The 14,611-nt window shown below is 62.2% G+C and carries 16 protein-coding genes; 9 read left to right on the forward strand and 7 right to left on the reverse strand.

Annotated features, from left to right (window positions below):
- Nucleotides 1-518 precede the first annotated feature (518 nt).
- From NV2_RS30125 to NV2_RS30135, 3 genes are read left to right on the forward strand one after another with little or no spacing between them, the layout of a single operon-like run.
- The gene (locus NV2_RS30125; RefSeq protein ID WP_067882244.1) at nt 519-1,307 is read left to right on the forward strand and encodes an ABC-three component system protein; all 789 of its coding nucleotides are present in this window, start codon (nt 519-521) and stop codon (nt 1,305-1,307) included.
- Nucleotides 1,300-1,545: an ABC-three component system middle component 6 gene (locus tag NV2_RS30130; protein WP_067882247.1), complete on the forward strand. Its 246-nt coding sequence runs from the start codon at nt 1,300-1,302 to the stop codon at nt 1,543-1,545. Before NV2_RS30125 ends, NV2_RS30130 begins: the two co-directional genes overlap by 8 nt.
- The gene (locus NV2_RS30135) at nt 1,530-3,254 is read left to right on the forward strand and encodes a DUF2326 domain-containing protein (RefSeq protein ID WP_067882250.1); all 1,725 of its coding nucleotides are present in this window, start codon (nt 1,530-1,532) and stop codon (nt 3,252-3,254) included. Before NV2_RS30130 ends, NV2_RS30135 begins: the two co-directional genes overlap by 16 nt.
- A gap of 61 nt (nt 3,255-3,315) precedes the next feature.
- Here the strand turns inward: NV2_RS30135 and NV2_RS30140 are convergent, their stop codons facing one another.
- Nucleotides 3,316-3,687 (reverse strand): Shedu anti-phage system protein SduA domain-containing protein, encoded by a 372-nt coding sequence (locus tag NV2_RS30140; protein WP_084475713.1) that lies wholly within the window; start codon nt 3,685-3,687, stop codon nt 3,316-3,318.
- A gap of 239 nt (nt 3,688-3,926) precedes the next feature.
- Here NV2_RS30140 and NV2_RS32570 point away from each other — a divergent pair, with 239 nt between their 5' ends.
- Entirely contained in the window at nt 3,927-4,463 is a 537-nt protein-coding gene (locus tag NV2_RS32570; protein ID WP_067882259.1) for a hypothetical protein, read from the forward strand.
- A gap of 27 nt (nt 4,464-4,490) precedes the next feature.
- Here NV2_RS32570 and NV2_RS30155 read toward each other — a convergent pair whose 3' ends face one another.
- A complete protein-coding gene (locus tag NV2_RS30155) occupies nt 4,491-5,978 on the reverse strand; it encodes an MFS transporter (RefSeq protein ID WP_067882262.1) in 1,488 nt (495 codons plus the stop codon).
- A gap of 310 nt (nt 5,979-6,288) precedes the next feature.
- On the opposite strand from NV2_RS30155, the gene NV2_RS30160 reads away from it, so the two are divergent.
- Nucleotides 6,289-6,918 carry a DUF47 domain-containing protein gene (locus tag NV2_RS30160; protein ID WP_245662840.1) on the forward strand — a complete coding sequence of 210 codons (630 nt, stop codon included), beginning with the start codon at nt 6,289-6,291 and terminating at the stop codon, nt 6,916-6,918.
- Between the two features lie 3 nt (nt 6,919-6,921).
- Nucleotides 6,922-7,908, forward strand: coding sequence for an inorganic phosphate transporter (locus NV2_RS30165; protein ID WP_067882269.1), 987 nt, complete (start codon nt 6,922-6,924; stop codon nt 7,906-7,908).
- Between the two features lie 47 nt (nt 7,909-7,955).
- Here the strand turns inward: NV2_RS30165 and NV2_RS30170 are convergent, their stop codons facing one another.
- The 5 genes from NV2_RS30170 to NV2_RS30185 all read right to left on the reverse strand — a co-directional run bounded on the left by NV2_RS30170 (nt 7,956) and on the right by NV2_RS30185 (nt 11,959).
- Nucleotides 7,956-8,723, reverse strand: coding sequence for an ESX secretion-associated protein EspG (locus tag NV2_RS30170; RefSeq protein WP_067882271.1), 768 nt, complete (start codon nt 8,721-8,723; stop codon nt 7,956-7,958).
- Nucleotides 8,720-10,243: a hypothetical protein gene (locus NV2_RS30175; protein WP_157103161.1), complete on the reverse strand. Its 1,524-nt coding sequence runs from the start codon at nt 10,241-10,243 to the stop codon at nt 8,720-8,722. Before NV2_RS30175 ends, NV2_RS30170 begins: the two co-directional genes overlap by 4 nt.
- The gene (locus tag NV2_RS31640; RefSeq protein WP_157103162.1) at nt 10,240-10,608 is read right to left on the reverse strand and encodes a hypothetical protein; all 369 of its coding nucleotides are present in this window, start codon (nt 10,606-10,608) and stop codon (nt 10,240-10,242) included. Before NV2_RS31640 ends, NV2_RS30175 begins: the two co-directional genes overlap by 4 nt.
- Nucleotides 10,609-10,633: 25 nt before the next feature.
- Nucleotides 10,634-11,200 carry a DUF3558 domain-containing protein gene (locus NV2_RS31225; RefSeq protein ID WP_174550653.1) on the reverse strand — a complete coding sequence of 189 codons (567 nt, stop codon included), beginning with the start codon at nt 11,198-11,200 and terminating at the stop codon, nt 10,634-10,636.
- Nucleotides 11,201-11,395: 195 nt separating this feature from the next.
- Nucleotides 11,396-11,959: a histidine phosphatase family protein gene (locus tag NV2_RS30185; protein WP_067882292.1), complete on the reverse strand. Its 564-nt coding sequence runs from the start codon at nt 11,957-11,959 to the stop codon at nt 11,396-11,398.
- Nucleotides 11,960-12,100: 141 nt separating this feature from the next.
- Here NV2_RS30185 and NV2_RS30190 point away from each other — a divergent pair, with 141 nt between their 5' ends.
- The 3 genes from NV2_RS30190 (at nt 12,101) to NV2_RS30205 (ending at nt 14,437) form a co-directional block, all read left to right on the forward strand.
- Nucleotides 12,101-12,421, forward strand: coding sequence for a hypothetical protein (locus NV2_RS30190; RefSeq protein WP_157103164.1), 321 nt, complete (start codon nt 12,101-12,103; stop codon nt 12,419-12,421).
- A 26-nt stretch (nt 12,422-12,447) separates the two neighbouring features.
- Nucleotides 12,448-13,854 (forward strand): hypothetical protein, encoded by a 1,407-nt coding sequence (locus NV2_RS31230; protein ID WP_373863622.1) that lies wholly within the window; start codon nt 12,448-12,450, stop codon nt 13,852-13,854.
- 289 nt (nt 13,855-14,143) lie between these two features.
- Entirely contained in the window at nt 14,144-14,437 is a 294-nt protein-coding gene (locus NV2_RS30205) for a hypothetical protein (protein WP_067882289.1), read from the forward strand.
- The last annotated feature ends 174 nt before the right edge of the window (nt 14,438-14,611 follow it).

Consider the following 14,611-nt stretch of genomic DNA (forward strand, 5'->3'; position numbering starts at 1 on the left):
AACGCGAACCCAGCCCTCGGTTGGGGCCACCTCCGTGGTGACTACACCCAACAGGTGCAGGCTCCACGGCCGGCGGATCCGTGAGGCTGGGTGAGGCTGGGACCTATGAGCGCACAGGCGGATCTGGGAGAGTTCCTGCGATCGAGGCGCGCACAGGTGCAGCCGGTCGACGTGGGGCTCATTGCCTACGGCGGACGTCCGGGTGCCGGGGCTGTGTCGTGAGGAGGTTGCTCAGCTCGCGGGGGGGGGGGCACGTTTCGGTTACACACTCCTTGTCTGATAGGTGCCTGCCGGTTGTTTGGGAGTCAAGGTGAGTAAGTCCCAGGATCTGGTCCAGTCGAATGTCGAAAGCTGCGGACAGATCGAGATCACGGGTGCCACCGGCAGCCGCTTACGGACGTCCAGCTCGGCAGCCGTCCGGTAGTCATGATCCGGAGCCGCTAACCGGCAGCTTCCGAGAGGTGCTGTCTCCATGCAACTTCCATGACTGCGCTGCCGCCGAGGGGTAATGTATGCCCATGGCGAAGCCGTCTGTTCGGGATCGAGTTCCGTTCGCGCAGGAGAAGGTGGTCATTTCCCGCAGCGGCAACATGTGCGCGTACCCGAGCTGTGGACTCGAACTCACGATCGACTCGCAGGACGTGGACGATCAGCCGAAGGCCACGGGGAAGGTGGCCCATATCGCTGCCGCCAGTCCCGGGGGACCCCGCTACGACGCGTCGATGTCCACCGCTCAACGCGGTTCCGCGGAAAACCTCATCTATCTGTGCAGTCCCCACCACGACGCGATCGATTTTCAACTCTCCCACCACACCACGCAGTTTCTCCTCGACGCCAAGAATTCGCACGAGGAAGCTGTCGAACGGGCCGTGCGCAGTGCCCTGGGAGAGGTCACCTACCAGGAACTTGAGGTCGTGTGTGCCGTCATCTCCGCCGCTCCGGCTTCCCCTCAGGAACTGGGTGTCGAGCGTGCGCTGCCCCTGCAAGAGAAAATAAATCTCAACAAGCTCACCGCGCAATCGATCCAACGCATCACCGACGGCTTGTCCCAAGCGGCGCGTGTCGGGAGCTTCATCGCCTACCAGAACTCGATGGTGCCCTCGTTCGGGAGAAAACTGGTCGCCCGTTTCAAGAGCGATTACTATGCCGCGCTGGCCGACGACCTGGACCCCGATGCGACATTCGATTATCTCGTGCAGATGGCGTTCGACCACGCCGGGCCGCGAAATACGCCGACAGTCCGAGCCGCGGCGCTGTCGGTGGTCGCCTATCTTTTCGAGATCTGTGAGATATTCGAACATGAGTGACATATTCCCCGACAAGTTTACCCCGCTGGAGCGCACAGTTGTCGGCGAAGCTGCCACGCTCCTGGAGATGCTGGCGCACGACGACGTCAGTGTGGGCCAACTGTATGTTGAATACCGGCAAGCCGCTCCGTCCTCGACCTATGACTCGTTCGTCGACGCACTGACGCTGCTCTACGGCGCTGGCGTACTCGACTACCAGGACTCGATTGTGAGGTTGATTCCGTGTTCATCCGCCTGAGCGCGAACCGTGATGAGTTCAGGCCGATCAATTTCAAGCCGGGCTTCAATGTTGTCATTGCCGAACGTGCGCTCGACTCCACCGATCAGAACAGTCGTAATGCGCGCGGGAAGACCACCCTGCTTCTGCTGATGAACTACGCGCTCGCTGGGAATCTTCACAAAAGTCTCCGGCCGCTTGCCCAGGACGGTTGGGAGATCAGCCTCACCTTGGAGATGTTTGGCGGTATCGTCACCGCCACACGCGCACTCGCCAACGGATCGAAGCTGGCGATCGCCGCTGGCGGACCCGCCAGCGAATTTCTCAAGGATTGGCTCACCGAAGGGCAGATCCATGTCGACGAGTGGAAAGAGGTGCTCGGGCTGGCTCTGTTCGAGCTCGACCCCAATGATCAAGACGTCGTCGGTGGGATCTCGGTCCGCACGCTGTTGTCGTACGCGATTCGTACGGATCCGCCCAAAGACCCGCTCAAGACAATCGCTCAACAGAGTGCAACGTCGAGTCGGGAACATATCGCCTTCCTGCTCGGTCTGGATTGGCGAGTGGTCCATGAACTCGCAGGCGTCAACAAGGGCTTGGATCAGCTCAAGGCAATAACCGAGGCAACCGAGGAAGGGCTTGTCGCCACCCTCCGCCCCGAGGAGGATCTCGTGCTGGAACGAGCAGCGCTCAAGAACGAAGTCGATGGCTGGGAGAGGCGGATCGCCAATTTCCACATTCTCGAAGACCCCAACTTGCTCGTGGCGCAGATGAATCAGTTGACCGCCGAGATATCGCGGTTGCGTGACGAAGCCGTGGTGGATCGGAGGATAAAAGAACTGTATCGATCGACCCTGGACGATATGCAGCCTGCATCGGACTCGGGCCTGCCGGTGGAGGTCCTGTTCGAGGCCGCCGGTGCTATCCTCGCCGACGGTTTCAAGCGCCAGATCGAAGACGTTCGAGTATTCCACGCATCGCTGCTGGCCAATCGCCGCAACTTTCTTAGCAGCGAGATCGAATCCCTCGACAGGCGTATCCGAGAACGAGCTGCCGAATTGGACCGGCTAGATGTGCAACGTGACCAGACGTTGCGCACGCTGGACGCCGGCGGCGCACTGGGTGAGCTGGATATAATGAGAGCCGAACTGAGCGAAGCACAAGCTCGGATGTCGGCGATCGACCTGCAGATCGCGCAGGCACGTGAACTCGTGACACGCCGCGCAGAACTCAAACTGGGACAATCGACGATCCGCAATCGCGCAACGCATGAACTGGCCAGCTATCGGGAAAAACTTGACCGGATCGGGGATCGATTCAGCCAGAAGGTGAGCCGACTATACGGCAAAGACGCCACGCTGACCGTGAGTGTTGACGACAGTGGTTACAAGTTCACAATCCGGGCGTCGGGATCGAGCAGCAGCGGTGTGAACCGCATGACCATGTTCTGTTTCGATCTCACCATGCTCGAAGAGGGGGTTGAGACCGCGCACCACCCCGATTTTCTCGTACACGATTCTTCTGTCTTCGACGGTGTCGACCCGCGCCAACGAAGCGGAGCATTTCAGTTCGCCCAGACGATGGTCGAATCCACTGGCGGACAATATATCTGCACCATCAACAGCAACGATATCCCGGACGATGTCCTCAAGCAGGACTGGTTCCAGGTCGGCATCGTTCGCACGATCCTCGACACCGAAATAGGCGGGCTCGTCGGCCGCGAATTCTGATCGCTACAGTCCGCGCTCAATCCGGGCGCGTCTGCATTTCTATCACTTACGTGGCGGCAACCTATGCGCCGCTGTCCGGCTCCATCAGTACCGCGATACTCGCCAGTGACGCGAATAGTTCATCGTAGGTGACGACGAGCACATCCTTCATGGACTGTCGGTACAACTCGAAGGATCGATATTTCTGTGCCGAGAGATCTTCCGATTCGACATCGCCTGCGATGACAACGATCGAGGGATGTTGCGCGACCAGACCCGGAGCATTCATATTGAGTACGGCTATCTCGTTGAGCAGCGTGAGTCGGTAGCTCAGCGCTTGAGCGACTGCGCCCACCAGATCCTGCGACGGTGAGTAGGCGTTGACTCTATACTCCCGTCCATCAAGCCCATAGTCGGTGGCTTGATCTCGATGAGGATCGCGTCGCCGGGGCATTGGGCTATGAACAGTAGGCGGTCAGTTGGTAACTCGGAATGGAATTGGTGTGAGATGCAGGTGACAGCGCTCGCGTGCCGTAGTGGTGACTGGTGGGCACTTGAAGTGCCGGAGATCGATGGTGCCCTCACCCAGGCGAAGCGTCTGGATCAGATACCGGAAATGGTCGCCGATGCGGTCTCACTCCTCGAGGGCGTTCCGGCTGAACAGGTAGCGGTGAGGGTGGTGATGGATCGCCCATGGATCCGAGACGAATAGCGCTCAATCGCCGGCACAGTGTCGAGCTCGGCCGGTTGTTCGATCAGTTCTGCCGTGACCATCCCGGCAACGAGTTCGGCTTCGGTGAAGACACCCCGAACAGTGAGCGGGACGGCGAGCTGTGGGATGCCTACTGTGCCGAGACGCTGGCGCGGCAGCAGGCCGAACGGTCGGCGCTCGGGGACCTGTTGGAGGCCGAGCAGCATGCAGCGTCACCGGCTGCGGCGGACCAGGCGATCGCCAAGGTCGTGGAGTTGATCGAAGCGCGCGGAATCGATTACCCCACAGCGAGTCTGACCGCGGAGCGATTCGATACCGGCTGGAGTGTGTACGCCCCGGTCGAGGTGGACGACAGCGATCCCATGGCATTCCTGGACCTGCCGGTCGGCCGCTCGATCTTCCTGGTGGGCGACTCCGGCCGCATCGTCGAAGTCTCCTCGTCGATCCCGCCGGAGCAGGCCCGAGCGCTGTTCGATGAGCAGGAACGCGCCCAGGAGGCCCGCCGCGAGGTGGAGTAGCCGGCGACGGGCCCCTTGGCTGAACGGCTACGACTCCATCGCCTGCTGGGCGTTCTGCCGCACCTGCACGGCCTCGTCCAACCCACCCTGGGCGGGTGTCCGTCCGTGCTTCATGACGAGCGCGATGATCAGCCCGACCACACCGACGGCGAACGCCACGTAATAGCCCTGGCTGAGCGCCTCGTCCTTGTACACCACGGCATGCGACTGCGGGACGACCATCAGTACGTGTTTGGCCATGACCGCACCGGTGACGGCGGAGGCGATTCCGCTGGCGAACATCACGATCATGCCGCTGACGGTGTTGCCGATACCGCCTTGTTCCTTGGGCAGCGCATCCTGCACGAGGTTGCCGTTGGAGGAGTTCATGAAGCCGATGGCGAAGCCGGCGAACAGGCTGATCACGCCGATCTGCCACTGCACGGCGACCAGCGTCGACATCGTGTACATGACCCCGAGGAACAGCACCCCCGAGAGGAGCAGCACGTATCGCCCGCCGATCTTCTTGCACAGGTAGCCGCCGAGGGGGCCGGCGAACATGCCGATGGCGCCCATCGGGACGGTCCAGATCGCGTAGTCGGTCGCGGACAGCCCGGCGCCGTAGGAGATTCCGGGGAGGTTCGGCATCTCCAGCATGGTCGGTTTGATGGTCGCATCGGCACTCTGCATATACGACAGGCAGGCGACCGCCAGGACGGTCGGCCCGAACTTACTGCCGAACAGGATTTTCAGGTCGATCACCGGATGCGGTGTGATCCGTTCCCAGAACACGAATCCGACCAGCATGGCCACGCCGAGTACGAACAAACCGATCGTGCGCGCGGAACTCCACTGCCAGTCGTTGGCTTTGGTGAAGGCCAGCAGCAGCACACCGATTCCGGGGCCCAGCAGGATGATGCCCGGATAATCGATCGGCTTGCTGATGCGGACGTCACTGTCCGGCACGATCGCGATGTACACGGGCAGCAGCACGATCACGTAGATGGCCATGAACCAGAAGATCGACGGAGCGCCGAACGCGTCGATCAGCCAGCCGGCGATGAACGGTCCGGCCAATGCGGCCATGCCCAGGCCGGTGACGACCGCACCGAGTGCGATCGGAACCGACTTGCGCGGGATGATGTCCCGCACCAGCCCGTAGGAGACGCCGACGATGCCCACCAGCGAGCCCTGCAGGGCGCGGCCGACCAGCAGCATCGAGAAGTTGGCGGCGGTCGCGGCGATCACGCAGCCGACGATGAAGATCGCGGCCAGTACGACGATGGTGGGCTTCTTACCCCACTTGTCCGATGCCTTGCCGACCAGCGGCTGGATGGTGGCACCTACCAGCGAGACGATGGCCAGCACCCACGCGACGTTCAACGTCTGGAAGTCTTGCGCCAGATCCGGCAGCCCTGGAACGACCAGCATGTATTCGAAAGTCGCGATTTCGGACAGAAGGATGATCGCCGCCAGTACGACGACTATCCGGGAAGTGGGGACCGGCCCGTCGGCCGGATCGAGATTGAGCGCCATCGCTGTCCTTCACAGGAGGGGCATGCCGGCACGGGCCTCGGCGAGTGCCGGCTACCCGGCGGAACTGCATGGATCACATCGTGATCGGGCATGACGCTAATCACATTCACCCTTGGTGGGTGTTGTATCTCACTCAGTGGTGAATTGGCTGCTACAACCGCTGCGAGGGCCCCTGGCCGCGGCCGTGAGCGTTGCCGCAGCGGGCAGCGGCGGTGGGTTGGCAGAGGATTTGCCGGGCCCGCCGGAGGGAACCTCGAGGGTGATCAAGTGCGCTCGATAGAGTGCACAATCGCAGCACTACCCGTCGACAGTGAGAGAGCTGATGTTCGCACGCCTCAAACCCAAGTCCGGGTTGTTCTATACGCTGTTCACCTCCTCGTCGCAATGCATCAGAAACGGTGCCGAGACGCTCGCGGGACTTACCAGGCCGGACGCAGACCATGCCGCTGTCGCGGAGCAGATGGTCGAGCTCGAACACGAATGCGACCGCATCACGCACGAGTTGTTCCAAACCCTGAATTCGAGCTTCATCACCCCGTTCGATCGGTCCGACATCTACGTCCTCGGGACCGCTCTCGACGATGTGATGGACCATATGGAGGCAGCCGCGCAGCTGATCTCCCTGTACGGGGTCGCCGAGATGCCCGACAAGCTCATCGATGTGATCGCCACGCTCGAGACCTGCTCGCAGGTCACCGCGGAGGCGATGCCCCGGCTGGCTTCGATGAAGGGGCTGCAGGAGTACTGGATCACCATCAACGAGCTGGAGAACACCGCGGACAACCTCTACCGCACATTCCTGGCCGAACTGTTCCAGGGTTCCTGGGACGCACTCACGGTGATGAAGCTCAAAGATGTCGCCGACGAACTCGAAGACGCGGCCGATGCTTTCGAGCGGGTCTCGCACGTCGTCGAGTCGATCGTGCTCAAGGAATCGTGACCGGTGCTCGCACTGCTCCTCGTCGTCGCTCTGGCGATGGCGTTCACATTCACCAACGGATTTCACGACTCGGCGAACGCGATCGCTACCTCGGTGTCGACTCGCGCTCTGACGCTGCGCGCCGCATTGCTGATGGCGGCCGTCGGTAACCTCGTCGGATCGTTCTTCGGCACCAAGGTCGCCTCGACGGTTGGCGAGGGCATCATCGAGCTCGACGTCAGTTCTCACGCCATGCTTCTGGTGGGCTGTGCGCTCGTGGGAGCGATCTGCTGGAATCTGGTCACCTGGTGGTTCGGGCTCCCGTCGTCCTCGTCGCATGCGTTGATCGGCGGCATGGTCGGGGCCGCACTGGCGGGCGGTATGGCCGTGCTGTGGGACGGGGTCATCGACAAGGTGCTGATACCGATGGTGATTTCCCCGATCGCCGGTTTCGTACTCGGCTACCTGGTGATGATCGCCATCATGTGGTTGTTCCGCAACGCCTCACCCTCGGTCGCCGGCCGCCGGTTCCGGCGCGCGCAGACCTGCTCGGCCGCCGCGATGGCGTTCGGTCACGGTATGCAGGACGCCGCCAAGACCATGGGCATCGTGGTGCTCGCGCTGGTCGTCTCCGGACGTCAGGACGACTACTCGATCCCGTTGTGGTGTTTTCTGACCACCGCGGCGGTACTGGCGCTCGGCACCGCCACCGGCGGCATCCGCATCATGCGGACCCTCGGCCGCAAAATCATCGAACTGGACCCGCCACAGGGGTTCGCAGCCGAAGCCACCGCCGCTTCCGTGCTGTATGTCGCGTCGATGGGGATGGGAGCTCCGGTCTCCACCACGCACGTCATCTCCTCCGCGATCATGGGCGTCGGCTCCACCAGACGCTTCAGTGCGGTGCGCTGGGGAACGGCGGGCAATATGGTCGTCGCCTGGGTCACCACATTCCCCGCCGCGGCGCTCATCGCCGCGCTCGCCGTCGCCATCGCGAGCGTATTCACCTGACGGGCCGGTGCGGCGCCGTCGTGATCATTCGAGCCTGATCACATCGCTCAGCCGTGCACGGGCTGGGGCCCGAGCTCGCGGACTCGGCGGGCGAGGAGTCGCATGTGCGTGACGAGTTCGCCGTGGCTCATCGGTTCGATGGTGTAGGCGGCCGGATCTTCGCGGACGTAGTAGCGGCCGTCGCCCGCGAAGTCCATCCAGAGGAACCCTTGGACGCCGTCGGTCCGGTTGTCCAGGAATCTGCCGGGGTAGCAGAGGACTTCACCCCATCCGCTGCGCGGGCGGCCCAGGAACGCGTCCATGCGTTCGCGCAGCGTGGGCGGGCGGTTCCAGCCGCGTTGTGATTCCGGTTCCAGATCCAGGTCGGACTTCTGGCCGGTGAGCCGGTGGCGGCCGGGGGTCTGCTCGTCGAGCATCCCGGCCAACAAACCGAGGGCCTGCACGTGGGTGCACAGGCTGACCGAAACAGCGCCGCTGACGCCGGGTTCCGGATCGGGATCCTGGACGGCCACCGCCGCGATCGACGGCCCGAAACCCGCGTATCCGCGCAACTGCGCATCCGGGTGGTCGTCGTCGGTGCCGACACGGCCGTGGACGTGCAGCCGGACCTGAGGTTCGGCGAGGGTCTGGATGAGGCGGACGAAGTCGTCGTCCACGCGCGGACGCAGTGTGTCGATGGCTTCGCGACGCTGCCGCCCCAGATCGGCTTCGTCGGTGGCGTGCCCCGCATTCCAGGTCGGATAGGGCAGGCGGTCCCGGTTCATCGCGAACAGCGCCGCCTCGTATTGGGCACTCGTCAACTGCCAGTGGATCACCGCTGTTCTCCCGGTACTCGGCCGCGACTGGGCGGGCTCGGCGGCCGGCTCGCCGACCCCGGCGGTGCGGGCGGCTGTGCTTGCGGCGGGTTCTCACCGATCGCGCCGTATGCGGGCATCACCCGGGTGCCGTCGTCGAGCCACTCCTCGAGATGCTGCCCACGCAGATACTCGGCACTCTCGCGATCCTTGTCCTCTTCGCCTTTGCCACCCTTGCCGGCCATCCCGGGCCCCATCCCCGGCATCCCCGAAGAACCGGGTTGCCCGGGCGCACGCATACCGCCCAGGGGAGCGGCCGCCGGTGCGGCAGGCCCACCCGGGACCGCCGATCCCGGACCGGGCCGCGGAGTCGCACCGCCCGGACCGGACAGACCACCCCCGGCACCCGACAGACCACCACCGAGTCCCGATCCGGACCCACCCCCGGCGCCCGGGCCAGAGGTCCCACCACCGAGACCACTACTCGGATCGAACCCCGCAGCAGTTGTCGACGCAGCGTCCGGTGTATTCGAGCCCGGCGCAGCGAGCGGATTCTGGGCGCCAGTGGGTTTGGCCGCACTCGGCTGCGTCCCGGGCGCCTGGTTCCCGTTGTCCCCGCTGTTGTCGTCACCAGCCGGATTCGTCGCTGGATCGTCACCGTTACCGGCGGGGCCCGGATTCGGGTCGCCCCCACCAGGATTCGATGGCCCAGGCCCTGGCGCCACCGGTCCAGGCCCCGGTGCCGGGCCGACCGGCCCGTCCGGATTGGCTGCCGGATACACCGTCGGAAGCACCGGCACTGCCTGGTCCCCACCCCGGATACCGGGGGAGTACACATTGCGCAGCACCCCGAGAGCAGCCTGCCGCGCTTCTTCCTTCTGCGAATCCGCGTCCTGTTGTTGACCGAGCTCGGGAATGGCCGGCTTCGGCACGGATGCGCCGGGGCTCAAATTCACCGGCACCCCCAAGATCGGGGCATCCCCGCTGGGCGCCATCTCCTGCAACAACGGCGTCAACATCCGGAAGGTTTCGTCGCTACCCCGTTGTGCGAAGCCGATTTTCATCGCCACCATCGATGCCGATCGACCGATATCGGCGACCGAATCGAACACGCGCGTGAAGGTATCGGCCGCCTTCGGGCCGGCGAGGCCGTCCCAGCCGTTATTGATGGCCTTCTCGACCACCGCCTTCCGGGCGGTGTCGGCACCGTCCGTCATACCGGAGCCGATATTCTTCCAAGCCTCCGAAACCGCCTGCACCACCTCAGGTTTGATCTGGTACACCAGGTCTCGGATCTGCTCCAGCGTCAAGTGCTCGAAATCGTCCCCACCAGCGATCGACTGGGGTTCCAGATCGGTACGGAGTTGGTCGGCCAGACCGTTGATCTTCTGCTGCAATGCCAGCTGGTCACCGTCCCACGCCTGCGTCTTGTCCTCCGACACCATGCCGGCATAGAAGCCGTTGTTCATGGCCTCGAGGCTGCGGAGGAAGTCGCCGGTAGCTTGATCGAAATAGCTCGATGGGTCCGGTGGGGGAGTCATGGCTGAATTCCTTGCAGAACGTCGCGGTACTCGTCGTCGGTCTGGGCGTAGGCGATGGCGGCTTTGCGGATGACGTCTTGGGCCGCCTTGAGCTCGTGAACTACTTCGTCGAGACGTTGGCGGATGGATTCCTCTCCACTACCTTTTCTGGAGAATTTCTTTGCGAGGTCAATGCCCATTTGAAACCCACCGAACCCGTCGACATAGGCAACCTGGTTAATCCAGTTACCCATAGCCTGAAGTTCGTCGATCAGATCCTGTATCCCCTTCACCGCTTCATCCAATTTGTCGCGGTGAACCTTCAACTTCAGATTTCCTTGGGTAATATCATCTGACAGTTGTTGCAGCGTGCTTAGCTCTGACATGCCAATCTCCTCCTAGTCAGAGCTGCTATTGCGGGAAATCCTTGAGAAGGACCTCAGCCACCCGCGTCACCTCTGTGCACGAATCGCCAGGCTCGTCCGCGCCCACCATCGGGCCGAGCTCGATCTGCACTGGCCCGCTCGCAGAATCGAAGATGAGGTCGCATCCTTCCGGTAGGGTCAAGGAGTCCATCATGACGGCATTCCTTCCGCCGACAGTGACGTTACGTGGGTTGCTGAAGTTATTTGTATTATGTATGACTTCGTCGTACGTATGGTCGCTCGTCGAGTACACATTTATCGAGTACCAGCTGTCGCTCAACCAGCCGCAGATATCCCAACCCGGGAACTTCGTGCCGTATTTTCCGGTATCAGCTTGACGTTTCTCCGGATTCAGCCCGGCGGCCGCGATATCGGCATCAGGAATAGAACAAGGATTCCACGCAGTGTTCGACGCCGCAGTAGTCGAAGCGGGAGCGCCGCTCGCCACTGAGGTTGCGGTCGCCTCGCCGTTCGCGGAGGTGGAATCATCCGAACATCCAGCAGCCCCCATCAGCATCCCGGCCGCGAGAACTGCCCCGACAGCCGACGCCACGCGCCCGACACCCCCACGTCGCCCGAACCTGGATCGCATGAATGGTCCCCTCCTACTCGCCGCGTCTCCGGGGCGAATCCACACCCCCGCCCGGGAGACCATATCGCAGTCGCCCACACCCCGCCCACGCGATCAGCGGCAAGCAGGACTCACCGACCGGCGGCTACCGTGCGCGAATCGAAGCCAGTAATGAGGTCAAAGACCGGGCCCGGCCGCTTGCACGCCGCGATTATCGAAGTCGAGCCGGTAGATAGCAGGCATCGGCATCGCACGATGAAAACCCCAGTCGACGCCGGAGCACCCCACCCCGAGCAGAGCCCGCGATACGAACGTGCCGTGGCTACCGACGAGAACCGGCCGACTGGCCGACCCACCGAGCTCGAGCAGGGCGGTGACAGCGCGCTGGGTGAGTTCGTCCAGGCTCTCGCCGCCAGGACGAGCAGACTGCGGATGAGCCCAGCTCTGTTCGTAATGGCGTTCGTAGTCGGGGCCGATCGCGATCCCCGAATCCCACTCCCGAAGCCGCCCGTCGGCGTGGATCTGTAAGCCCAGCACCCGGGCAGCAGGCTCGAGTGTTTGCACGGCACGTAAATACGGGCTGGACACGATGGTTCCGGGTTCGAGATCAGCAAGTCGATCGGTGAGTCCGGCTGCCTGGATCCCACCCGCCTTGGTCAGCGGACGTTGGTAGTCGTTGGGCCCGGTAGGTATGGGCGGGACGGACTGTGCGTGGCGTACCAGGATTATCGAAAACCGCACCCGCACAGTATTGCCCCAACCGTTCAATCCGCACCTTGCCGCTCACTCGAGGACCGGAGACGTCACCGGGCCCGTCACTGCTAACCTGACGCTGATTCAAATTTAGCCTGGTCGGTCGGGCGTACTCGGAGGGGGAAGGCCATGCCGTTCGAAGTGAACCCAGATGGTCTAAGGGCAGCAGCAGGAACACTGGCATTGCTGCCAGCAGTGATCGACAACGCGCCACACCTCGATGCGGAGTCTCACGTAGTTCAGCTGGAGGGGCTGAGCATTGGGGCGGAGCTGGCGAAGTCCGACAGTCTCAGTCTTCAGGCCAAAAACGTCTTGAAATCACGCTTCAACGAGTTCTCCGCTCTATTGATATTGTGTGCTGACACATTTCACGGAACGGATCAAGACGCCGCTAAGCGCCTTGCCGCGGTTGCAGATCTGAACTCTGGTGACCCCCATGGGGGCAACTAATCATGTCGACACCGTCACAAGTACTTATGCTCGATGTGTCCGGTCTGAGCGCTATCGCACAACACGCATCGAAGATCGCGGATGCCATCATCGACGCAGCCGGGAAGATGCACACTACGATCCGCGATGATCTGCGTTGGGAGGGCGACGCGGCTCGAGCCGCTGACGACAAAGCTGATCGGGAACAAACCCAGATGCGCGCAATAGCAACGGCGTACGACGATCTCAGTGCCGCTTGCTCAGGCGCACACAACGAACTGAACTTTCCTGTTTCCGAGATCAAGAAAATCCTGACGCATTATGCGACACCGCCAGTATCTGTGGGTGATGACTGGTCCGTGACCGGAATAGAAGATCCTGACTCCGAAGCGGGAATCCAACTCTCTCGACTGTCTGGCCTGGTGACAACCCTGGCGGCGGCCGATGTCAAGTGGAGCACTGCGATCGCTACCGCTAATGACGAGCTGTCACGCATGGCTCCCGCATCGGCACTGATCGCAGAGGATATTGCGATCCAACAGATCGAGTACAAAGATGAGCGGGCAAATCCCGACCGGGTCAGGACCTCTGCGGCGGCATTCCAGCAGATGTTCGGCCGGCCCCCCGTCAGCCCAAGTGATTGGTCGACCGCCGAAGTTTTGAATCCGAAGAGCTATTCCGACAAGTACCAAGGTGTTGATCCCGAGATACGCGTCGTCCGCATAAAGCCAGTGCCAGGACAAGGAGTGGTCCGAACCAGCCATTACATCGAGCAGCGCGATGTTAGTAATCCATTCGGTGGAGGAACGAATTTCAACCCTGCTGCGAGAGATATGGGCGACAACCGAACTAATGATGCCAATTTCGATCCAGAACACGCCCGGGTATCAACATACGTGGATTACGAGAACGGTATCGTTGTGATGCGGCAGAACCCTTCAGTCGAAATGAATGGCGATGGCTCCCCGGGTGATGCGAAAGTAGCTGCGCCGTCAGGGCAGGTTTGGCAGAATACGGATGGTTCAGTTCGAGTCCAATATTCTGCGGCAAACCCCTTCGCGCCGCCGCTTTCTGACGACTTGGGAAGCCATTCGGCCACGGTGAATGGAGACCTGGTATTCAGTCCAGGCGAAAACGGCGTGACCATCAACGGCACGCGGACTGACTATCCATCGTTGGAGGCGTACCAGGACCGACCAGACGGATCGACCAGCACATTGGCAATCGATCCGGCAGCTGTTGGAAATTCGGCAGGTCCCGCAATGAACCTACCGTTCCATCACGAGGTCGGGCCCGAGGGGGGAACAGCCTTTTATCAGTTCAACGAGCCGGACGGATGGAATTACGAGTACGACGTCCCGGTGCCGGGCGGTCCCAAACCGTCAACCTCCTTCGGCTCGGTGGAGTCCCCTCCGACTGTTCCCGCTCCGTCGCTGCCGAAGGGAATGATTTGATGACGACCGGAAGTACCGGTAGTTATTGGAGGGCAGCAACGTTCGCCGCTGCGATTCTGTTCATCATCCAAGTGATCGTACTGATCGCGTGCGCGTCGGTTTTCAAGACGAGTACGCTGTCGGTCTCCCCCCTCGCTCATCTCTCGACAGCGCTCGTCAGTACCGCAGTCGCCGGGATTTGCTGGGGCACAAGAAGAACTACCGGCGCAGTCGCCCGTGCTGCCGTGACGACGGCCGGATTGTGGTGGGCCTCCGCGTTATTGACGTTGATGCTGACCTGGATTCTCGAATGAACTCCATGTATTCCGACACCCCCCGCCGGGCGGTGAGTTCCCGCTGGTTCGGTCCGGCGACGTTCACCACGGTTGTGGTCGCCCTGTTTTTCAACGTCATTCCGATCACGGTGTACACGACGTTCGCCATCTACTTCGTGTTCCTGTACTGCCTGGAACTTGTCGTCGCCGGAATACTTATCCTGATCCGCGGCACCTGCAGGCACGTCGGTGCCGGTATTGCGCTCTCTGTCGCCGTGGTCGCAATACTCACGGCGCTGTTGTTAATGGGTACGGCTCTCGTGGAGTGACGGGGTTTTCGTGAGCTTGGAGGTGAGCCCGGGCATAGACCTTGTCACCGCCGGCGGCCGTGACGTACGTCGCTCATGCTCACTCGAGTAACTGGCTCAACATGCAGGGCGCCCCGGTCCGTCCAGCAGGCGTTGCCGGAAGCATCCGCACGGCACTAACGCGAGGCTGGAAGC

The organism is Nocardia vermiculata NBRC 100427 (assembly GCF_001613265.1).
Classification (GTDB): Bacteria; Actinomycetota; Actinomycetes; order Mycobacteriales; family Mycobacteriaceae; genus Nocardia; species Nocardia vermiculata.